Source organism: Parabacteroides sp. (assembly GCF_977054455.1).
Genome location: NZ_CDRTCT010000009.1, coordinates 111,371 through 133,254, shown reverse-complemented (window position 1 = coordinate 133,254; position 21,884 = coordinate 111,371). Strand labels below are relative to the sequence as shown.

The following is a 21,884-nucleotide window of genomic DNA, read 5'->3' as shown; positions in this document are numbered from 1 at the left end:
TTATACAGAAATTATTATTTAACTGTGTTAATCCTCTGATAATGGCAGGTTATCAGGTCGCCGTTATCGTCGTGGAGATGCATACCGCTCCCTTCGCAATAGCGGAACATGTCGCAGTCTGCACACTGGCCTTTTCGTGCCCATTCGCGGTTGCGGTATTCTTTGAAGCCGTTGTTCCATACATCGACGAAGCTGTCTTTGTAGATATTTCCCTGGTGGAAGTTGGCACGGATGCTCGGACAGCCGGATATCGATCCGTCGATCAGTACCGATGCCGTGCTGACACCCGCATTGCAGTGGAAAATCTGGTCGCGCACTTCTCCCTCGTAATTACCGAGGAAACCTTCGCAGGCAAAACTCGCATGTATCTTTCCCTCTGCGCGGCAATGGCGGATGAAGTTGAGGACCCAAGTGAATTGTGCGTTGTCGATCTGCAACTCCGGTGTCTCTGCTGCCCGGCCGACCGGGAAAATGGTGAAGATACGCCAGTTTTTGACTCCCAGCTCGATCAGGAAATCTTTGAACAGCATCAGGTCTTTGAAGTTTTTCTGGTTGACGCAGGTCACGACGTCCCAGACGATCTCCTTCTCTTCCGCCAGCATCGCAATGGCATTCACCGCCCCTTCGAAGCTCCGGCGGTTTCCCCTGAGCCAGTTGTGCGCCTCTTCGAACCCGTCGAGGCTGATGGTGATGGAGTGCATTCCGGCTGCCAACAGCGAGTCTAACCGTTCGCGGGTGAGCAGCAATCCGTTGGAGACGATTCCCCAGGGATATTCACGTCTGTTCAGTTCTCGTCCGCACACTTCGATGTCTTTACGGACCAATGTTTCTCCACCTGTAAAGGTGATCATCACCTGATGCGGGTCCACATGCGGCGTGATCTCGTCTATCACTTTCAGGAAATCCTCGACCGGCATGTCCGGATGGGCGGACGAGACGTGGCAGTCGCTACCGCAATGCAGGCAGGAAGCATTACAACGAAGCGTACACTCCCAAAAGAGCGTACGCAGTTCATGTATCTTGGCCCGGTTTTTCCGGATGCTTCTGAAAAGTTCTAATGCAAGGCGTTTTCGTAATCCTGGGCGTTTATTCATTCTTTATCTCTTCTTTTAATTCGATTATCAGATTGTCTTTAGAAACGGATCCGTAATTCCATTCGCTATCCTCTTTATTCAAATAGTCTTCTTTTGATATTTTTATATCGATGGAATCTTTTGCATAGGAACCGTTTGTCTCTCCGTCTATGTCTGTCGCAATGATACGGATAACATCGGTAGGGATTGTCGTGAGTGATGTACGGAAGTTTCCGTCTTTATTGGTTAAGATCGGATCTGCACCGGGGATGAAAGTCGTTTTGCCGCCTTCCGTGTTCAACACCTTGAATTGCAGTTCGAGCTTTATGTCAGGAATGCCGCTTTTTGAAACGTTCTGGACTTTACCGTCCAGAATAAAAGTGGCGTGCGGGCTTCCGTACATTGCGACCAGGCCACTCCCGTCGTCGTCATTACAACCGGAGAATCCCAATAGCGCCAATAACCCGGCCAGTAACCGATTGGCCGCCCTTAATCGTTTGTGATTCGGATTTTTCATGAGATTAATCGTTTATTTGTTTCTTTCTTCTTTCTTTTCTTTAAGAACGATGGTGATTTCCTTTGTCGCTTCTCCTAGATACCATCCGCCGTCTCCTCCTGTCACATCCGCATCTTTGAAAGATACCGATACGCTGTCCGGAGCATAGCTGCCCTCATTCTTCTTTCCATCGATATCCGTGAGTAGGAGCGGAATGTTGTTGCTTCTGAAGAAACCGTTGAATGAGTACTTGAACTCTCCTTTGCTATCGGTATATAGCGTGTCTGCATGAGGGATATCCTCTCCGTAAGGTGAACGAATTTGGATTTGCGGGATAGGAATGTTGCTTTCGTTTGTTACTTTTCCCTTGATCGTGAACTTTGAATGAGGTGTGCCATACATATCAGTCGATACCTGGTCGCATGAGGAGAACCCCAGCAGCGCAAGTATGCCGGTTAATAGCCCATTGACACTTTTCAGGAGGAAGGTAGAGATCTTTTTCATACTCTTATAGCATTTGTTTATACTATATTGATGCAAATATAACTTTTATAGTTGCATCTTTTATCATTTTCTTTCGGATATATTCTCTTTTCTGATGGAAGTAAACGGAAGTCCTAAAAGAATAGGGCTGACAGGCTAAAGAATAAGGACGGACGAAATAAAGTACAGCGAGGATGCCCGGAATCAGCCGGATATTGAGTAACTTGCGCCCCAAATTCAATCGATCGATCAAACATGAAGGATTTTCTGCGTATACTGAGGCGCTTTGTGCCTCCCTATAAGAAATTTATGGTGTGGAATGTGATATTTAATGTCCTGTCTGCCATTTTGAACCTGTTCTCTTTTGCCTTAATTATCCCGATTCTGAATATCTTGTTTAAAATCAGCAGCGAAACCTATGCCTATACGGACTGGACGTTCGCACCTTTCTCGTTCGAAGCCTGGAAAGCGACGCCGGAATTGCTGAAAAACAACTTCTTCTGGTTCGTGTCCGACATGATCGAGACGAAAGGCGGTTCCTTCACGCTGATCATATTGGGGGTTTTCCTGATCGTGTCCACTTTCCTGAAGGTCGGGACGATGTATATGGCTTTTTATACGATGATCCCGATCCGTACGGGTGTCGTCCGCGACATCCGCAACCAGATCAACCGCAAGATAACGGAGCTTCCTTTGGGCTTTTTCTCGGAAGAGCGGAAGGGAGATATAATCGCCCGCGTTTCGGGGGATGTGAACGAGATCGAGACTTCGATCATGAGTTCGCTCGACATGCTTTTCAAGAACCCGATCCTGATCCTGATCTACCTGATCGGGATGATCGCCATCAGCTGGCAGCTGACGCTTTTTGTCTTCATCCTGTTACCTTTTGCCGGATATGTGATGGGGGCGGTCGGTAAGAAGTTGAAACGGAAATCGTTTGAAGGGCAGCAACAATGGGGCTATCTGATGAGCCAGATAGAGGAGACGCTGGGCGGCCTGCGCGTTATCAAGGCTTTCAATGCGGAAGAGAAGATACAGGACCGTTTTGAGAAGAGCAACGAAACGTTTCGGCGGCTGACGAAACGCATTTACCGCCGCCAGCAGATGGCGCATCCGATGAGCGAGTTCTTGGGGACGGCCACGATCGCGATCGTGCTGTGGTATGGCGGTACGCTGATCCTGAGCAGTAACAGTCCGATCGACGCTTCTACTTTCATTTACTACCTGGTGATTTTTTACAGTATAATCAATCCGGCGAAGGATCTGAGCAAAGCCTCCTATGCCATTCAGAAAGGGCTTGCCTCTATGGATCGCGTGGATAAGATCCTGAAGGCGGAAAGCGACATCAACGATCCTGAGAACCCGAAACCGATTGCCCTGACGGAAGGTATTTGTTACCGGGATGTCTGGTTCAAATACCAGCACGAATGGGTGCTGAAAGGCATCGACCTGACGATTCCGAAAGGACGCACGGTCGCGCTGGTCGGTCAGTCGGGGTCGGGGAAGAGCACACTGGTGGATTTGCTGCCTCGTTTCTATGATGTGGACAAGGGGTGCATAACGATCGACGGTACGGATGTGCGTGACGCGACCTTGTATGATCTGCGCAGCCTGATGGGGAATGTCAACCAGGAGGCGATTCTTTTTAACGATACGTTCTTTAATAATATCTCTTTCGGAGTGGAAGGAGCTACGCTCGAACAGGTCCAGGAGGCGGCCCGCATCGCCAATGCGCATGATTTTATCATGGCGAGCGAGGAGGGATACGATACCAATATCGGCGACCGCGGCGGCAAGTTGTCGGGCGGACAGCGCCAGCGTATCAGCATTGCACGCGCCATCCTGAAGAACCCGCCGATCCTGATTCTCGACGAGGCGACTTCGGCACTCGACACCGAGTCGGAACGCTTGGTGCAGGAGGCTTTGGAGAACCTGATGCGTAACCGTACGACGATCGTGATCGCACACCGGCTCTCGACGATTCGTAATGCGGACGAGATCTGCGTGATGCATGAAGGGGAGATTGTCGAGCGAGGACGGCATGAGGAGCTGATTGGGCTGGATGGGTACTATAAGAGGCTTTGCGATATGCAAAGTTTTTGATGTTACTTTTGGCTTGATCCAAAAGTAACCAAAAGATCAAGGCCGAACCTGTCTCGCTACTTCGTTCCCTTCATTCGCTGTCGCGTCTGAAACTCGCTTCGCTCAGACAGCAGACGCTCCGGGCGCTCACTCCGGTCTCTTCGCTTAACGTTCGCCAGCTTAGGCCGAAGGTAGAGCCTGACGGCTCTTTGGGGATGGCCGATACCGATACCTATGTAGCAGGCAGTATCGGCCATCCCAAGAGAAAGCGTAGCTTTCTATGAAAGGCCTAAGCGGACAGGCGTAAAGCGGAGGGGAAAGGCGGAGCGGCCGGAGCCTGCGCTGTTTGAGCGAAGCGAGTTTCGCAGGCGACAGCGTAGCCTTTGCCCGGAGTAGCCTGGACGGTTAAGCCTTGAACTTTTGTTTACTTTTCTTTCAAGAGAAAAGTAAGAGAGAAAATATAATTATTAAATATTTTAATACTATGAAACTAAAATGTCTATCATTCGTATTGCTGATCCTCGCAGGATGCAGTATGCCGGAAGTGAAAACGGGCAAACCGTTGTCTTATCATTTCGATGCTCCGGCCGAGATATGGGAAGAGTCGTTTCCTCTGGGCAACGGACGCCTCGGATTGATGCCGGACGGAGGGGTCGATACGGAAAAGATTGTCTTGAACGAGATCTCCATGTGGTCGGGCAGTAAGCAGGATACGGATAACCCGCAGGCATATTACTCGTTGGGGACGATCCGCAAACTTCTGTTTGAAGGACGTAACGATGAGGCACAGGAACTGATGTACAATACTTTCGTCTGCAAAGGCGAGGGGAGCGGGCAGGGCCAAGGGGCGAATGTCCCGTATGGCAGTTACCAACTGTTGGGCAACCTCATCCTGAATTACGATTATCAAGGCAACTCCGATTCGATCTCCGGATACAGGCGTGAATTGAACCTTGACAACGCGATTGCAACAGCTTCTTTTAGAAGGGGAAAGGTGGCGTATGAGCGTGAAGTCTTTACCTCTTTTGCCGATGATTTGGGAGTGATCCATCTGACTGCCGATGCGGATAGGGCACTGAATTTCTCGTTTGGCATGAACCGTCCGGAACACTATAAGGTGACGGTCGACGGCCATGACCTTCTGATGCAAGGGCAACTGCCTGACGGTGTCGATACGCTGGAGATGAAAGGTCTCCGCTATGCGTCGCGCGTTCGCGTCATCCTGCCGAAAGGGGGAAATGTGACTCCGGGCGATTCGACTGTTTCCGTGCGGAATGCCTCCGAAGCGATTCTGCTGGTAAGCATGGCGACCGATTATTTCGATAAGGATTTGGAGGGGAAGATCGCTTCCCTGTTGGCGAATGCCGAAAAGAAAGATTTCGCCTCTTTGAAGAAAGGGCATATTGCAGCCTACCGTTCCCTGTTCGGCCGTACGGACCTGGATTTGGGGCATTCTTCCCGTGAGGATCTGCCGATAGACGAGCGCCTCGCCGCTTTCAATGCCGATCCGGACGATCCTTCCTTAGGTGCGCTCTATTTCCAGTTCGGCCGCTATCTGCTGATCTCTTCCACACGTGTAGGGCTGTTGCCGCCCAACTTGCAGGGATTGTGGTGCAATACGATCAATACGCCCTGGAACGGCGACTATCATTTGAATATCAATCTTCAGATGAACCATTGGCCGGCTGAGGTGGCGAACCTTTCCGAGCTCCATCTTCCGCTTGTGGAATGGACGAAACAGCAGGTTGCCAGTGGCGAACGGACGGCTAAAGCCTATTATAATGCCGGTGGATGGGTGACGCATATCCTGGGAAATGTCTGGGAGTTCACCGCACCGGGCGAACATCCGTCATGGGGAGCGACCAATACTTCTGCCGCTTGGCTTTGCGAGCATCTGTACATGCATTATCTCTATACCTTGGATAAGGAATATCTGAAAGATGTGTATCCTGTGTTGAAAGGGGCTTCCCGGTTCTTTGTGGATATGCTGGTGGAAGATCCCCGTAACAAATATCTGGTGACGGCTCCGACCACTTCGCCTGAAAACGGGTATAAGTTGCCGAACGGCAAGACGGCGCATATCTGTGCCGGTTCGACGATGGACAACCAGATCGTCCGCGAACTGTTCACCAATACGATCGAGGCTGCCGGTATCTTAGGGATCGATTCCGCCTTCGCCGGCGAACTGGCAGATAAACGTGCCCGCCTGATGCCGACGACAATCGGCAAGGACGGCCGTATCATGGAATGGCTCGAACCGTTTGAAGAGGTAGAACCGCATCATCGCCATGTCTCCCATCTTTACGGTTTGTATCCGGGCAATGAGATATCGATGAAGCGTACGCCTGAGCTTGCCGAGGCCGCCCGCAAATCACTTGTGGCCCGTGGCGATAAGAGCACGGGATGGTCGATGGCCTGGAAGATCAATTTCTGGGCGCGTTTGCACGATGGCGACCATGCTTATAAGTTGCTTGTTGACCTGCTCCGTCCGTGTGTGGACCGTAAGACGAATATGACGAATGGCGGCGGGACCTATCCGAACCTGTTCTGTGCGCATCCTCCTTTCCAGATAGACGGTAACTTTGGCGGTTGTGCCGGTATTGCCGAAATGCTGGTACAGAGCCAGACGGGAGAAATCGAACTGCTTCCCGCCCTGCCTTCCGCCTGGAAAAGCGGCAGCTTCAAAGGCCTGAAAGTCCGTGGAGGCGGCGAAGTGTCTGCCAAATGGAAAGAAGGCCGGCTGACGGAAGCCGGTTTGAAAGCCTTGGTTCCCGGTTCGTTCCGTATCAAGCTCCCGGCCGATTCGGCGAATATGAGCATCAAGATCAACCAAAAAGCCGTATCTCTCCCGGTTGTTGATGGCATGTTGGCGGTGGAATTGCAGGCCGGGGATCAGTTGGGACTGATGTTTTGATACATACGGAAGATAAATGAAAAAATTAATAAAGCGGTAATTTATAGATGAACCCCACCGACAAGCGCTGTGTGTTTTCAATCGAAGCACCCAGCGCTTTTGCTTTTTCCGTCAGGTGGTAAGAGCGGGCTGTTCCGGTCAGGAAGATATGCAGGTTCTCATCCGCCATCGGATAGAATTCGATACCGGCCTGATAGCCCCATGCCGTACGGTATTTGCCTTTGGGGAGTTCTCCTTCTCCATCTCCGGCCTTATAGACCGAGCCGGTTTCGTACATCCCTTTGGCAAAGGCGTTCCATTTCGGATGAAAACGGTAATTCATCTCCGCCACGAGTGAAAGATACTGGACATTACGCAGGCAGACAGCTTCTTCCTCATTCTCACCGGACGGCGGAACCAGTTCCGTCAGGATGCCTGACGGATCGAGCGGACCGCGCGTGTACATCACATCCAGATACCCGTCGAACGGCCCCGTGCAAACGTTGTGCCCGGCCCATGCCATATACATCCATTTCCCTTTTGCCTGTTCGCCGGCGGTGGCCGAATAACGGAGGTTCAGGACTTCGTCCAGATAGCTGCTGTTCCAATTGAAGGTGTAGAAAAGCGGGGCGCGGGGTTTTTCGATTCCGGCAGGAAGCGTGCCGTAAGCGTCTTCCATGCTCCCGATGCGGTTGTCCGTGACCTGTAAGCGAAGTTCCTGTGAAGGGACCGGCTGATAACCCAGAGTGACCCCGGTGAAATAGCAATCCATGTATTCGTTCATGTCGCTGTATTCATATATCGCATACGGGTCGAGGTCATATTCGAATCCGCCCCAGGCAGCATCCTGTTTCCCTAAAGTAACCGTGAACTGATCGTTGAGACGGTAGCCGATCAGGGCATATTCGATCGATTCCGGCAGGTTCTCCAGATCCATGCCTTCATTCCCCTGGTTGAGGTTTTGGCGGTACCAGTAGAAAAGCCGGTCGTTAACCTCTCCGGTCGCTTCGAGCTTGATGTGGTTGAAACGGAAAGCGGCCTCGTCCAGTTTCTTTCCGGTGAAGAATGTGTTGAAAGAAGCGTGCATCTCCAGGTCCAGGTTGAATACGTTCGTGCGCTTGGGAATCTTTGTCGCGTATTCAAAGAGGGAGATGTCCGATGAATCCCGTTCGGGAATGAAGGATTGCGCCTGTACGGAAACAGTCCATAAAAGGAGGGCTGACAGCCGGAATGCCGTGAGTCGTTTCATTGTCGATACTGATATTTTTTGATTCAAGGCACAAAGATATTAAAAAGAGTTGAACTGGGGGGGCGGTTGTCGCAGTTCGGCGACACCGTTGGCGCTGTTCGGCGCCCTTCCTGGCGCTGTTTGGCGCCCCCTCGCGCGCTGTTCGGCGCCTTAGGCGGCGCTAAACAGCGCCAAGGAAGGCGCCGAAATTCAATTCTCGGTTTTCCCCATGTGCTTCATCACCTTTGCATCTAAGTAGAAGATCAGTTCTTCTGCGATATTGGTGCAATGGTCACCGAAACGTTCCATCTTGCGGATGACGCCTGCCATGTAAAGGCCGGCAAGGGCGCTGCCCGGATGCGCTTCGATATATTGAGCGATGAGGGGAGTCGAATCGTGATTGATCTTGTCGATGATAGTATCTTTCAGGAAGATACGGGATGCGATCTCGGAGCTTTCCTTTTCGAAGGCTTCCTGTGCCAGTGATATCATGGTGAGCAGTTCCTGCAACATCTCTTCCACGCGGGTGATCTTCACCAGTTCCGGGTCGATCGGCTCTCCTTCCGGCAGGTTCACGGAGAAGCGTGCGATGCTTTCGGCGAAGTCGCCGAGGCGTTCCAGGTTCGTATTGATCTTGTACATGGCAAGTACGAAGCGCAGGTCGATGGCCACCGGTGCGTACAAAGCGATGATATCCTCGCAATCACTGTCGATTTTCAACTCGAATGCATTCACGCGACGTTCACGGCTGAGGACTTTATAGGCAAGCTCCTTGTCTCCGGTCAGCATGGCTTCGCCGGCATTGTATATCTGCTGGTGGACCAGTGCCCACATCTCGTTGATCGTATTCTTTAGCGTTGCTATCTCTTGTTCAATAACCTTCATCAATTCTTAATTTTTAATTCTTAATTCTTAATTCCCAATCACCCGAATCTCCCTGTAATATAATTCTGCGTCGATTCTTTCTCCGGATTGGTGAAGATCTTACGGGTCTCGCCGTATTCGATCAGTTCGCCTAAATAGAAATATCCCGTCTTGTCGCTTACACGGGCAGCCTGTTGCATATTGTGTGTGACGATCACGATCGTGTATTCCTTTTTCAGTTCATGAATCAAATCTTCGATCTTGCTTGTGGAGATCGGGTCGAGGGCAGAAGTCGGCTCGTCCATCAGCAAGATGGAAGGCGAGACAGCCAAAGCCCGTGCGATGCAAAGGCGTTGCTGCTGGCCGCCGGAAAGGGCGAAAGCAGAGTCCTTCAACTTATCCTTCACCTCGCCCCATAGAACCACTTGTTTCAGGCTTCTGACAACGGTCTTTTCGATATATTCATGATCCTTGACACCATTTACCCGGAGGCCGTATGCCACATTTTCGAAGATCGTTTTCGGGAACGGGTTCGGTTTCTGGAACACCATCCCGACATTCTTACGGAGCGTATCGACTTTTTCCCCTTTGTCGTATATGTTTCGTCCGTCGATGAATATCCTACCTTCCAGACGTGTGTCGGGGATGAGGTCGTTCATGCGGTTGAACAAGCGGAGGAAGGTAGACTTTCCACACCCCGACGGGCCGATGAAGGCAACCGAGGTATTCGCTTCTATCTGCATTGAAATATTCTTCAAAGCATGAAAGTCGCCATAGTAGAAGTCTACGTTTTGAGCATCAATCTTTATCATAAATAATTATCCATTAATTCATTTTTACTTTCTTGGCAAAATAGTTACGCAATAGGTTCGCCAGCAGGTTGACGACCAGGACGATCGCGATCAAGACCAAAGCCGTCCCGTATGCCATGCCGCGCGAAGCTTCGATGTCCGTTCCGCTGGTCGAAATGACATACAAATGGTAAGGCAATGCCATGCACTGGTCGAAGATGCTTCCCGGCAATTGGGGAAGGAAATAGGCTGCCACGGTGAACAGGATCGGCGCCGTCTCGCCCGATACGCGTCCGACCGACAAGATCAGGCCGGTGATGATATTCGGGAAAGCCATCGGGAGCACGACCCGGCGGATGGTCTGTAACTTCGTTGCGCCCAAAGCCAGGCTGCCGTGCCGGAACGAGTCGTCGATACTTTTCAGGGCCTCTTCCGTCGTGCGGATAATCAGGGGCAGCGACATCAATGCCAACGTAAACGAACCGGCTATGATCGAGTCGCCCCAACCCAGCGCATTGACGAATAGCGACATACCGAACAAGCCGAACACGACCGACGGGACTCCGCTCAGGTTGTTTGTCATGATGCGGATGAAACGGACCAGCTTGCCGTTGGCCGCATATTCGTTCATGTAGATGCCGCTCATGATCCCGATCGGGAAACTGATGATACTGCTTCCGAGGATCAGGTAGAAAGTCCCGACGATCGCCGGGAAGATTCCTCCCTTCGTCATGCCGTCTTCCGGTGCTTTCGTCAGGAAGTCCCAGCTGATCACGCTGGCTCCTTTCATGATGATGAACCCTAAGATCACGAACAGGATCGCCACGACCAGATAACTCAACAGGGTGAAGAAGCTAAATGCAAACCTCTGTGAGGTCCGTTTCTTCAAGTCTATATTTCCTATTTTTTGTACAGGTGCCATACTGTGAATCAGATTTTTCTTTTGGATGAAATATACTCGACGGAGATACTCAATATCAACGTGATCAGGAAGAGGACGGCGCCGAGCAGGAACAAGGCCTCGTAGTGTGCGCCTCCCGCGGGAGCTTCCCCTAATTCGGCGGCGATCGTCGCGGGAATGGTCCGCACCGGTTCGAAGAAGGAGGTCGGAATGACGGCCGCATTGCCGGTTACCATCAGGACGGCCATCGTCTCGCCTATCGCACGTCCGATACCTAACACGACTGCGGATGTAATACCGGAAATGGAGTACGGGATGATTACTTTATAGATCGTCTGCCATTGGGTCGCCCCCAAGGCGAGGCTTGCTTCCTTCATGGCGCGGGGTGTCGTCCGCATGGCATCTTCGGCAACGGTGATGATCGTAGGGAGCGCCATGATCGCCAGGACCACGCTGCCGGCAAACGCCGTCTCGCCGACAGGCAGGTTGAAGGTTTTCTGGATAAGTGGTACGATCACCACCAGGCCGAAGAAACCATAGACGACAGACGGGATGCCCGCGAGCAACTCGATGACCGGTTTCAGGAGGTCGCGTGTCCGCTTATTCGCTATTTCGGCCATGTAAATGGCTACCGCGATTCCGAAAGGAAGTGAAAGGACGATTGCACCGATACTGACCAGCAAAGTCCCTAACAGCAAGGGGATCAATCCGAATATCGGGGCGGGTGTGGAGGTCGGATACCATTTCGTCCCTCCGAAGAATTCCCCCCATGTGATCTTCTCTTCGGGCAGGACTTTTCCCTGGAAATCGTTTTCCAATAAATATTGTTTAGGGAAGAATGCGATGATACCGGGCTCTTTCGCCACCAGTTCACTGATCTTCTGTGGGACATATTGGAACTCGTCGCCCAGTTCTTCCTCCGGATAATAGTTGGTCAGATCGGAGAAGCGGAATATCAGGATCTCCTGATCCATCCCGTTGATATCTTTCCAGTTGGTTATATTGCCGTCGAAGATATCCATGATCTTCTCTGGTGATAATTTTCCGACATCGTTGTTTTTATTTACGGCAAGAACATACCCTTCTTCTGTGGCCGGAGCATTGAAAAGGCCGCCGGCCTCTTTAAACAGGAAGAACACGATCAGCAAAATAGCAAAACTGCTGATGCTTCCGCTGATAAGCAATCCTCCTTCAATACTCTTTTCGAAAAACTTTCTCACTTTGTTTACCTTTTTATTCTACCTGCAAAGGAACGAAACAGATATTACGAAGTGATTACATGGGGGTGAATGAGGTGTTACGATGTCGTTACGTTTGTATTTCAAAAAATAGTTCATATTTAAGAAAAACTGAACTAATCAAATGACGATTTACCAGTCTGGACTACTGTGCAAGGGAGAATCTCAGGCTGATACCATAGTTTGAGTTTGAAGTCGGATAAGAAGCACTCGATATCAACGGTTCGTTGATCTGGATATCATAGAATGCACGGACCGTCAACGCACGGCTCAAACCGTAATCAGCCGAGAACGAGATGGTCTTTGCTATGTTACCGCTGGTAGCCTGCGTCAGTTGCGTGTCGATTTTACGGATCAACGATTGCATCTTGTTGTACGAAAAATCCAGACGGACGGTGAGGTCATTGCTGAAATCACGCGTCTTCTTCATCTTCAATAACTTGTTAAACTCGGCATATTTGTAACCCAGACCGATCGTCACTTTCTTAGAAAGCGCTTCAACCAACTGGTAGGATGTCGTATTCAAACTCAAATTGCGGGTAGTCGAATAGTCCGCTCGCACCGTCACGTTGTTTAACAAGGTTGCATCCGCACCCAACAAAGGACTAAATGCTTCGGTAAGGCTGACAGACGAAATCGAATAAGGAGACGACGGTGTCGGGTTATCGTTCAGGATCGACTGGATATATCCCAATCCGTCCTGTCCGGCATCCACCCAGTTCAGGAAGGAAGTGAAAGCGCCTACCGAATAGGAACAACGGTACTGATGGCTCAACGTCACGTTCTTGAAATATTTCTTGACAGTCGGAATCTTAATCAACCCGTCGTAAGTAACGCGCCAGTTCGGCAACATGCTCCTCAAGGAGGGGAAAGCCGATAGGCCGACCTTCTTCGGGTTCTTACCGGTATAAGCGGCCAGGAATGCAGGGATCAGGACATCCGCCGAATTCCGGTTGACGCCGTTCACATTGTCGGTTCCCGGATTATACGGCATTCCTCCCAGACCTTTGTCATGGATAAAGCCCACATCCGGATATTTCAAGCCCGAATATTTGCCTTCGATACGCTGGGCGATGATCTCGCGGTTTGCCAACAACTTCTCAAAGGATTTCGAAGAATAGTTGTTCATGGCATTGCCACTGCCTCCGAAGGCACTTCCCAGCGCGATCGTCGTCATGGTGAAGTTACCTCCCATAATTTCCGGCATGCCTTCATACATAAATTGTATTTCCGTATTACGCGTATCGTTGCGAAGAGCCGTCAAGTCGATCTTCAATCCAGCGATCGGTTCGAGGCTCGCCCGTATATTCAGATTCTTCGTACTGGTCATGACGGCGGCATTTACGTCCCTTTCGGTATCCGTAATCAGCCAGCCTTTTTCATACGCCTCGTCGATATAACTGCGGCGCACGTCACCAAAAGCAAAACCGATCCCCGGAGACAGTCCGAATGAAGAACGTCCCTGTCCAAAGATATCACCGATCTCCGGACGGAAACCGGGCAACATCATGCCGGCAGAGTTCGTAAACTGGATATTGAAACGGCGGACCATCATCAGGAAACGGGCACTGTGTTCTAAAGCCTTGTAAAGGAAATCCTCGGTGGGAGCCGGCCCCGGTACGATCGTCAGCTTCAGGCGTACCGTGTCCTGGTTTAAAATCTTTACCTGCGCAAAGTTGATCGGCTTGAACTTGACTCTGTACACACGCCCGTCCGTCCTTCTGGCCGTAATTTGCACTTTCTTTGTAAACATACCATGCTCGACAACCGTAGCGCTATCCGGGCTCAGGACGATCTCCTTCTCCAGCTTCGGCTTTTTCTTCTTCTCCGGCTTTTTAGCCGTAGCCCGGGTATTGTTGAACTTCTGGTTGATCTTCTTCAGATATTTGTTTTTGTTGTAGAGGGATAACAGGTTCAGGTTCGCCTGCAAATCGAACTGACGCTGGTTCTTGATCGTGTTACCCATCTCGATATCTTCGCTAACCGTCGCCCCACGGTCCCAGTTATAAGTCGCATTGTAGCTCAAAGAAGCATTGGTCCAATCCAGAACCGGGATCAGCTGCAACGGCAACTGCCAGGTCGCCATAAACTGCTGGTCATACTTCATCGGCGTTCCCAGGTCGGCGATGCTCTTCTTTACGGAATCTTTCCATAGCTGGTAACCGTCCGGATTCAACTCCTTATTCACCTGCACATACGGTTCTTCGATACGGGCGTTCGTTCCGGAACTGAACGTTATATTCAGGTTATTCGTAAAAGCCCAGTTCAAGCTGAAAGCGCGATCCCAATAGAAGTTCTGGCTGAACGTCACGGGGATATCGTTGGTGACACCGGTTGCCGCCCCTGTCAGGTCGCGTAATTTTATTTCGTAATAATTACGCATCATGGCTGTCTGGAAGTTGATAGACGGAGCCACGTTGAACGCCAACTGTTTGGCATAGCGCGTATAGCCATTGTTTTTCTTCAACAACTTGTCGAACGGCTTGATCGGCTTGACATAAGGCATATAGCTATAAGCAAAATTGGCGCGGTAGTCCTTTGTCGTCTCATATTCCGTCTCCGGATTTTTCTTATCATTAATACTGTATGAATATCCGAGCGTGAAGTTTGCCGGATCGTAAGGCATCGGGTTCTTACTCTTGATATTCACACGCACGTTATTGAACGACACGCTCTTGATAACCGTCCTGTCCTGCGAATAGCTGCGGATCGAGTCCTTCTCTACTTTCGTTTCCGCCTTATCGATCGCATCCTTCAGTTTGATATCCTGATCCAGCGGATTGTACTTCGGATCGTATGTCTCCTTCGAATAGGCATAATAGAACGGGATGCTGACCTGCGCCTTTTCAGGGAACAGCTTACCCAATTCGATAGAGGTCGCCACGTTATATTGCTTGAAATCCTCCATCCGGCGTTCGTTCAACGACTGATCGAGAGCGCCGAAACCGGCCGTCTCGATACGCCCGCCCACATTCACTGTGCCCAAGTCGGAAAGTGCGACATTCAGATTCGCATTGGCTGCCCATCCGCCTTCTTCATTGAAGTCGGTCAGGCGCAATTCGTTCACCCAAACTTCCCCGCTCTTTATTTCGTTCCGGGTATTACGCACACCGATCATAATTGTTTTCACTTCGGCAAGGCTCGGATTCCCCTTGACACGGATGATCCTTGAACCTTCTCCCTTATTATCGTAATCAGGATCTCTCCCCATAAAGACGGTCTGGAAGGACACGCCGTTCTCTCCGGAACGCTTCTGCCGGTTACGTTCCAGTTTTAAATCGGTCAATACCTCCAAACGGAAATTAAACATGTTTTCCGCCGGCCAGACGGTCTCCTGGTGTTCCGTATTATTATAGTTATACTCCCCATGCGGAGTCAACTTCAACGGGATTTCATACTCGTAATAGTTGTTCTTGTAGTCCGAACCCAAACGGATAAAGACCGAAAGATCCCCATTCTTCAAATCATATATATCCAATTTCGGCGCCTCTGCATGTGTAAAGAGTTGCAAGCGCTTGTACTGGCGCAAATCGTAATTCGTATTCTTATACACGGCACGTGCATCCTGAGCGGCAAGGTCCGTTATCTTCAAAGAAAGCGCCTGTTCGTTCTCCTGACGGATCTGCGGCTGGCTCGGGTCCAGTACGCGGCTGACCCCAGGAGGCAATGTATAGCTGACCGGATCCCTGTCGCTGTTTTCCTCGATATTGACAGTCGAGACTTCCAATTTGCCCTTCACTGCGGGCGGCATCTTCGGATCGGACAAATCCTGTTCATAGGATCGCCATTCGCCACGTACCAGTTGCAACGTACCGAAACGCAATACGACCGATTCCTTAAATCCAGTCATATACATACGCATGAAACGAATCGTCTTGAAATCATTGATCGCTCCCACACGGCGCTGGTATTGCTTCACCGGAATCTTAAACTGATACCAAGTGACGGATTCAGTCGTACCATCCGCCAGTCTTACCGATGAGGTACGTTTATCCGCAATAAAGTTTTCACCGACAACCGTATCCTGCGGAGTGATCCTGACCTTGTATTCGAAATACTTTTCGTTCTTATTCAGCGTATTGTCCTGATTGATGTCTTCCACATCGGGCACAGTCTTGGAAGAAGTGCTGTAGCGCTCGCCCGAATCGTTGATATCTTTCGAGTTTCCTTCCGTCCCGTTGTAACGTTTGTAACGGGTTAAGATATCCACCTCATGGTAATCATAATCCGAACCACGGAAATAGTGGAACTTGTCACCTGCGGGATCGTTGAACGGTGACAATCCGAACGGGTCTTCTCCTTCCATCTCGGCAAGGGTTGCCGCATTCAGTTTCTGGCGCAGTTTGTCCAGATACTCCCGGTAAGCCGGATATTCCTTTTCTTCTTCCGAGGATAAACCGTTCAGGCCGACATCCTGCAACAGGCGTGCACCTGCCGTATTGTCGAATGCATAGACCGTACTCTGCTGCTTGGGAACCTTACCCCAAACCGTATAATCGACCTTCGACGTATCGCCATCGATGGGCAATCCGTTCTCGAAGAACTTCTTTTCATCCTTCAATATGTCTTCCGATATCTCGCCCAAGTTAAAATACAGGTCGCCGCCTGCGGCCTGTTGGTCATAGATGAAGGGGTCGAGCATCCAGAATTCGATATATTCGACATTCGCCGTCTCGAAGTCACTCTGGTCAATCTTGCGCATCATACCACCGAAACGCTTTTCCGGGTTCTGCAATGTCCCGTCCGGATTGATGTTATCGGCATCCAGGTTATACGGACCGCGTTCCTGCGGATAGTAAGCCATATTCAAGACCGTCAGCGTATTGCTTTCACTCATGCTTTGCTGCCGTTGCGGGAACAACTCTCTCGTCTCGATGGCACGGACATAATGGTTGGACAAGTCTTTTGGCGTAATATACTTCGGACGCAAAGAGGAATTCTTGCGCGTGAACAATCCGTCGATCGTGTACCAGGCAAGCAATGCGCGGCTTTTCCCGTAATCGATATTATTGGTCAGCCCGGCTTCCGGGAAGAGCTGGGGCGTACCGTCGTCATAAGGCACGCTGGACAACTGCCAGGGGTAAGGGTCGGAGAGGTCGAAATTGCTCTGTGTCGACTCGAAGTCATCCAGATACGAGTATCCGCCCGTATTCTTGTTTTCGTAATGCCCGGCGATCAAATGAGCGAACTCCGCATTGAAAGATATCTGGCTGGGTTTGCTCAGGTTCAGCAACGGCAACTTGTCGAACATGTTGGTAAGCCACTGGCTCTCGCCCTTATAAGCCATATTGACACCCCAAAGCGTATTCTTGATCGCTTCATCGCCCATCGTCGTCTTGGTGGTCAACGGCATTTCGGACATGTGCATGATGGTGGCGCCTATCATCAGGTTCGGATTGAACTGGTAGTTCAGGTCCAATCCCATCATGGTCTTGCGTTGCATATTATAGGCCGTCTGGTTTTCCAGCGAGACGCTGACCGGCGTACTTGCGGAAATGATGCTTTCGTTCAGGATCGTCACCACGCCGGAAGTATAGTCGACGGTATAATCCACATTCTCGGTCAATATCGCCCCACCGGCCGTTACCTTGACCGAACCCCGCGCCACGTTGGAAGCGCCCAACTGTATCTCGGCGCCCGAAGAGGCTTTGTATTCCCCTTCCAGTTTGAACTTGTTCTTTTCAGCAATCTGCCGGGCGACGGTCAATGTCGAGTCGTAGAGTTCCTGGAACACATATTTGTCGGCAATCGCATCATTGTTGATCTTCTTACGCAGATAGGAGCCGAACGGTTCCACGCTCGGAAAGATGATCTTGCCATTGTCGGACAAGACGGTCACCCCTTCGATGAAGTCGTATATCCCATCCGGATGCGGCTGATTGTTGGAATCGTAGCTATCCAGGTTCAGCACCCTGAGCAGGATCTGGTTGGCAATCGCCCCTTCCGGCAAATAGTTGACATATGTACCGGTCGTATCGCTCTGGTACATGATATTCAGCTTGAACTTCTCCTTCTGGACGGAATAGGCTCCTAACGAATAGATGTTTTTCATCATCAGGTCCCAGAAAGGCATATCGGGCGACATGGTGATCCCTTTCAGCAACTTCACATACAGGCAGGAGGCTGCCGAAGAAGGATTGTCGGTCGAGAACTCGCCCACCTGGTAGGTCTTCCCGTCCGAATAGGTATAATTGTAAGCGACGGCCAGCACCTCGTCCGCCTGCAACTGTGTTTTCAGCGAGATATATCCCAATTTCGTATTGACCGTATATTCGGATGCATCCAGCAAACGGGCGCTTTCGACTTCTTCATACTCCGTGCCGTTGACAAAGGTTCCCCCCAACGCCTGATTCACCGTGCTGATATCACGGGCGCCGGTAAATTGCTGGTTAAGCGTATTATATAATGTATTCGTATTATTATAAGGAACAGACAGCGCCCCTGAAGGAGAAACGAGGGCCGTATTCGAGATATTGGCATGTTCGGCCAGATCGGCAAAAGCGACCACGTTACGCGCCTGGTCGTAAGTCGCCCGTTTGTTTGTCACCCAAACTTCCACCCTGCTGATCGTGACGGGAGAGGAAATCGTATTCAGGTTCTTCACCGCCTCGTCATAGCGGTCACGGAAATAGTGCGACAGGAAGAAATGGCGGTTCTCGTCATACTGGTCGATCGTCAGTTCGAAAGGCTTCGTCTGCACGCCCCCTTTCGAGCTGACCGTCTTCGATTCCGACTCCTGCTGGGCAAACAAGGCGTTGACCCGCAGCTTCCCGAACTGTAGGTCCGCTTTCATACCGAACAGGGCGGCTCCCCCGTTGATCAGGGAGTTGCTGGTCGTCATGCTCACGTTACCGGCTTCGAGCGACTTGATGATTTCGTCTTCCTCACCCGTATAAGCCAATTTCAACTTCTTGGAGTCGAAGTCGAAAGAGGTTTCGGTATTATAGTTCATATCGAAATTGACCTTGCTGCCGACCGATGCCTGCACATTCAACTGCACGCTCTCGTCGAAGTTGAAGAAGGTACGGTTGCGGGCGCGTTCCGGCAGAGACGGGTTCTTGGTCTTATTCTGCTTCAAGCCTAATTCCACTTCGGCCGATCCTTGCGTTTTCACCCGGACGCCCCCCGGCCCGAAGATACGCTCCGCCGCACCGATATTGAACTGCATGTCGGTCAGGCTGAACTGCTTGTTGGCCGCTTTCTGGAACTCTTCCTCGTTTTTCCGGCGATAGTAGGACTGGACGGATTTCTGGAAACTATAGTCCTGGTATTCTTCGGGAGTCAACGAGATGGGGGTGGTCAGGTCGGCATCGCCTAACTTGGTACGGACCACGTACGTCCCGGTCCTGATATCGTATTCGACCACCGACTTCACATTGTCCGGCGTCTTCAGGTCGGCAGGCGACTGCTTGGTCAGGTCCCGGTATTCTTCCGGCACGGTCTTGGCTACCGGGAAGCGGGTCCGCACCTTCGGGACCGTATCGTCCGGCATGACCGGCAGCTCGGGGTCCGGCAACGACATCGCGTAGGCCAGGAAATCCGTATTCATCGAATACAGGCCTGCACCAAACAGTAGAATCGTTATCCAGAGTATAAATTTTAGTGTCCTTCTCATATTAATTGAAAATTGAGAATTGAGAATGGCAAGTTGAAAGCCTGTGATAAGGAAACCTTCAATTATCCATTTTCAATTTTCAATTATTAAAGCATTCTTAGGGCTGTTTTAATGACCTGCTCGACAGCCAGTGCAGGCGAACTTTTCAAGATCGAGTTAACCGCTTTTTGTGAAGCGGCTTTCTGGAATCCCAGCATAACCAATGCCGCCACGGCTTCTTCCGCGACAGCACCACAGGCTGCGACAGAAGAAGCGCCACCTGTCGCAGCCATTCCCTCTACCGGCTTCACCTTGTTTTTGAGGTCGACTAAAATACGTTGGGCGGTTTTCAATCCGATTCCCTTGACTGCCGTCAGAGCTGTTTCGTTTTTATCGGCAATCACCCGGATCAATTCGGCAGGCGATAAGGAAGAAAGGATCATCCGAGCGGTATTGGGACCGACTCCCGACACGGAAGTCAGCATCAGAAACAGTTCGCGCTCCTCTTTCCCGGCAAAACCAAAGAGCAGATGGGCATCTTCACGTATCACTTCGTACACGTAAATCTTCCCGGTGGGCTTCCCATTGTAAAAAGTATATGTATTCAGGGAAATATTCAGTTCATAACCGATTCCGGCACATTCCAGGATCATCCTGGCCGGCGTCAGTTCCACTATCTCTCCCTTGATATATTCTATCATGTATCTTACGTCTTTATGATTCGTACCTATTATAACGCAAAATTAGACAAAAGCGTATATCCGAACCCTCTTTTTTGGTATTATTGTTTCCAGAACCCCGGCAACAAGATCGTCAGCACCGTGAATATCTCCAAACGGCCTACCATCATCAGGAAAGACAAGAACCACTTCGATACGGTCGGCACTTCGGCATAATTGCCGACAGGGCCGAGACTTCCCAGGCCAGGCCCGACGTTGCTGATCGAGGATACGGCAGCGCCTATTGTTTCTTCAAACCCCATCCCGTCGATCATCAGTGCCATGCAACTGACAAAGATCAAGGCTATATAAGCAAAGGCAAAAGCCAGCACCCGGTGGACGACATCGCCGGATATGGCATGCCCGTTCATCCGCACCGGGATGATGGCATGCGGATGGGTCTGTTTCTTGAACTCATTGAAGAGGTTCTTGGTCAGGATCACGAAACGTCCCATCTTCAACCCTCCGCAGGTAGAACCCGCGCAACCGCATACCACCATCAGAACCAATGCCAGCAGCCAGAAGAACGGTCCCCACGGGATGTAGTCGGTCGTTGCGAAACCACAGGTAGACACCAATGTCACAACCTGGAATACCGCCTCCCTGAAAGCCGTGCCGAAATCGTCCACGATGCCCTTATACATGATCCAGGCCGTCGACATCGCCGTGATAATCAGCACGAACCAGAAGAACCAGCGTGTCTCTTCATCCGTAAACAGTTTCTTGGGCTTCCCGTTGAAGAAGAAATAGATCAGGGTGATATTGGTCGCCCCGATAAACATGAAGATCGTAATGACATATTCGATATAGGCGGAGTCCCAGTAGGCGATACTGGCATTCTTCGTCGAATAGCCGCCGGTAGAAATGCAGGTGAGTGCATGATTGACGGCGTCGTACAGGTTCATCGGTCCCGCCCACAAGAGGCCGATAAGGACAATGGTCAGGAACAGGTAGACGCCCCACAGGCGCTTGGCAACCTGGGTGACACGCGGGCGGAAACGTTCGTGCGTGATCCCCGGAGTCTCGGCATTGAACATCTGGGTGGCCCCGCCGCCGATAATCGGCATCAAGGCTACGGTAAACACGATCATCCCGATACCGCCCTGCCATTGCGTGAGGCTTCGCCAGAACAATATCCCGTGCGGAAGCGCTTCGATGTCGGTCAATATGGTAGAGCCTGTCGTCGTGAAACCGGACATCGTTTCGAAATAGGCATCCGTCACATTATCTATATACCCGCCTAAATAGAATGGCAGCATCCCTAAGAGGGAGAAGAGAGCCCAAGTCAAAGTGACGGTCAGCATCCCCTCACGCCGCCCGGCCGTATGCTCGTTGGCCCGTAGCCCGATCAGCGTAAAAAGGACTCCCGTTCCGAACATGATACCGCTCGACTGGAGGAGCGGATAGAAGTCGTTTCCTTCATATAGGAAAGCGACCGCCGTCGCTGCCAGCATAAACAACGTCTCCAGGATGAACATCATCCCTAACATCTTGATTATAAAACGAATGTTCAGCATATAAC

At 50.9% G+C, this 21,884-nt stretch carries 13 protein-coding genes; 2 read left to right on the top strand and 11 right to left on the bottom strand.

Features of this window, described 5'->3' with window-relative positions; all coding sequences use genetic code 11:
- Positions 1-14: 14 nt before the first annotated feature.
- Genes ACW6QF_RS06350 through ACW6QF_RS06340 form a run of 3 tightly spaced genes read right to left on the bottom strand, consistent with a single transcriptional unit; the run spans position 15 to position 2,073 of the window.
- Complete coding sequence (locus ACW6QF_RS06350) at positions 15-1,094, bottom strand: TIGR04133 family radical SAM/SPASM protein (RefSeq protein WP_456087189.1); 1,080 nt, start codon at positions 1,092-1,094, stop codon at positions 15-17.
- Positions 1,087-1,590, bottom strand: coding sequence for a radical SAM-associated putative lipoprotein (locus ACW6QF_RS06345; RefSeq protein WP_456087188.1), 504 nt, complete (start codon positions 1,588-1,590; stop codon positions 1,087-1,089). The genes ACW6QF_RS06350 and ACW6QF_RS06345 overlap by 8 nt, the downstream gene beginning before the upstream one ends.
- 12 nt (positions 1,591-1,602) lie before the next feature.
- Positions 1,603-2,073, bottom strand: a complete 471-nt coding sequence (locus ACW6QF_RS06340) for a radical SAM-associated putative lipoprotein (RefSeq protein WP_456087187.1) — start codon at positions 2,071-2,073, stop codon at positions 1,603-1,605.
- A 234-nt stretch (positions 2,074-2,307) separates the two neighbouring features.
- Between ACW6QF_RS06340 and ACW6QF_RS06335 the strand changes: the two genes are divergently transcribed.
- Positions 2,308-4,155 carry an ABC transporter ATP-binding protein gene (locus tag ACW6QF_RS06335; RefSeq protein ID WP_456087186.1) on the top strand — a complete coding sequence of 616 codons (1,848 nt, stop codon included), beginning with the start codon at positions 2,308-2,310 and terminating at the stop codon, positions 4,153-4,155.
- A gap of 463 nt (positions 4,156-4,618) precedes the next feature.
- Positions 4,619-7,048 carry a glycoside hydrolase family 95 protein gene (locus ACW6QF_RS06330; RefSeq protein WP_456087185.1) on the top strand — a complete coding sequence of 810 codons (2,430 nt, stop codon included), beginning with the start codon at positions 4,619-4,621 and terminating at the stop codon, positions 7,046-7,048.
- 25 nt (positions 7,049-7,073) lie between these two features.
- Here the strand turns inward: ACW6QF_RS06330 and ACW6QF_RS06325 are convergent, their stop codons facing one another.
- From ACW6QF_RS06325 to ACW6QF_RS06290, 8 genes are all read right to left on the bottom strand, one after another.
- On the bottom strand, positions 7,074-8,276 hold the full coding sequence (locus ACW6QF_RS06325) for a porin (protein WP_456087184.1): 1,203 nt from the start codon (positions 8,274-8,276) through the stop codon (positions 7,074-7,076).
- Positions 8,277-8,465: 189 nt separating this feature from the next.
- Positions 8,466-9,140, bottom strand: coding sequence for a phosphate signaling complex protein PhoU (phoU, locus tag ACW6QF_RS06320; protein WP_456087183.1), 675 nt, complete (start codon positions 9,138-9,140; stop codon positions 8,466-8,468).
- 38 nt (positions 9,141-9,178) lie between these two features.
- Positions 9,179-9,931: a phosphate ABC transporter ATP-binding protein PstB gene (gene pstB, locus ACW6QF_RS06315; RefSeq protein ID WP_456087182.1), complete on the bottom strand. Its 753-nt coding sequence runs from the start codon at positions 9,929-9,931 to the stop codon at positions 9,179-9,181.
- A 13-nt stretch (positions 9,932-9,944) separates the two neighbouring features.
- The gene (pstA, locus tag ACW6QF_RS06310) at positions 9,945-10,832 is read right to left on the bottom strand and encodes a phosphate ABC transporter permease PstA (RefSeq protein ID WP_456087181.1); all 888 of its coding nucleotides are present in this window, start codon (positions 10,830-10,832) and stop codon (positions 9,945-9,947) included.
- Between the two features lie 8 nt (positions 10,833-10,840).
- On the bottom strand, positions 10,841-12,031 hold the full coding sequence (gene pstC, locus ACW6QF_RS06305; RefSeq protein WP_298549716.1) for a phosphate ABC transporter permease subunit PstC: 1,191 nt from the start codon (positions 12,029-12,031) through the stop codon (positions 10,841-10,843).
- 163 nt (positions 12,032-12,194) lie between these two features.
- Positions 12,195-19,664: a T9SS outer membrane translocon Sov/SprA gene (sov, locus tag ACW6QF_RS06300; protein ID WP_456087180.1), complete on the bottom strand. Its 7,470-nt coding sequence runs from the start codon at positions 19,662-19,664 to the stop codon at positions 12,195-12,197.
- Between the two features lie 86 nt (positions 19,665-19,750).
- Positions 19,751-20,344: a Holliday junction branch migration protein RuvA gene (gene ruvA / locus ACW6QF_RS06295; protein ID WP_456087179.1), complete on the bottom strand. Its 594-nt coding sequence runs from the start codon at positions 20,342-20,344 to the stop codon at positions 19,751-19,753.
- Between the two features lie 80 nt (positions 20,345-20,424).
- A complete protein-coding gene (locus tag ACW6QF_RS06290) occupies positions 20,425-21,879 on the bottom strand; it encodes a TrkH family potassium uptake protein (RefSeq protein ID WP_456087178.1) in 1,455 nt (484 codons plus the stop codon).
- Positions 21,880-21,884 lie beyond the last annotated feature (5 nt).

Coding starts and splice junctions, on each gene's coding strand:
- ACW6QF_RS06350 (WP_456087189.1), bottom strand. CDS start 1,094: ATGAATAAACGCCCAGGATTACGAAAACGCCTTGCATTAGAACTTTTC.
- ACW6QF_RS06345 (WP_456087188.1), bottom strand. CDS start 1,590: ATGAAAAATCCGAATCACAAACGATTAAGGGCGGCCAATCGGTTACTG.
- ACW6QF_RS06340 (WP_456087187.1), bottom strand. CDS start 2,073: ATGAAAAAGATCTCTACCTTCCTCCTGAAAAGTGTCAATGGGCTATTA.
- ACW6QF_RS06335 (WP_456087186.1), top strand. CDS start 2,308: ATGAAGGATTTTCTGCGTATACTGAGGCGCTTTGTGCCTCCCTATAAG.
- ACW6QF_RS06330 (WP_456087185.1), top strand. CDS start 4,619: ATGAAACTAAAATGTCTATCATTCGTATTGCTGATCCTCGCAGGATGC.
- ACW6QF_RS06325 (WP_456087184.1), bottom strand. CDS start 8,276: ATGAAACGACTCACGGCATTCCGGCTGTCAGCCCTCCTTTTATGGACT.
- phoU (WP_456087183.1), bottom strand. CDS start 9,140: ATGAAGGTTATTGAACAAGAGATAGCAACGCTAAAGAATACGATCAAC.
- pstB (WP_456087182.1), bottom strand. CDS start 9,931: ATGATAAAGATTGATGCTCAAAACGTAGACTTCTACTATGGCGACTTT.
- pstA (WP_456087181.1), bottom strand. CDS start 10,832: ATGGCACCTGTACAAAAAATAGGAAATATAGACTTGAAGAAACGGACC.
- sov (WP_456087180.1), bottom strand. CDS start 19,664: ATGAGAAGGACACTAAAATTTATACTCTGGATAACGATTCTACTGTTT.
- ruvA (WP_456087179.1), bottom strand. CDS start 20,344: ATGATAGAATATATCAAGGGAGAGATAGTGGAACTGACGCCGGCCAGG.
- ACW6QF_RS06290 (WP_456087178.1), bottom strand. CDS start 21,879: ATGCTGAACATTCGTTTTATAATCAAGATGTTAGGGATGATGTTCATC.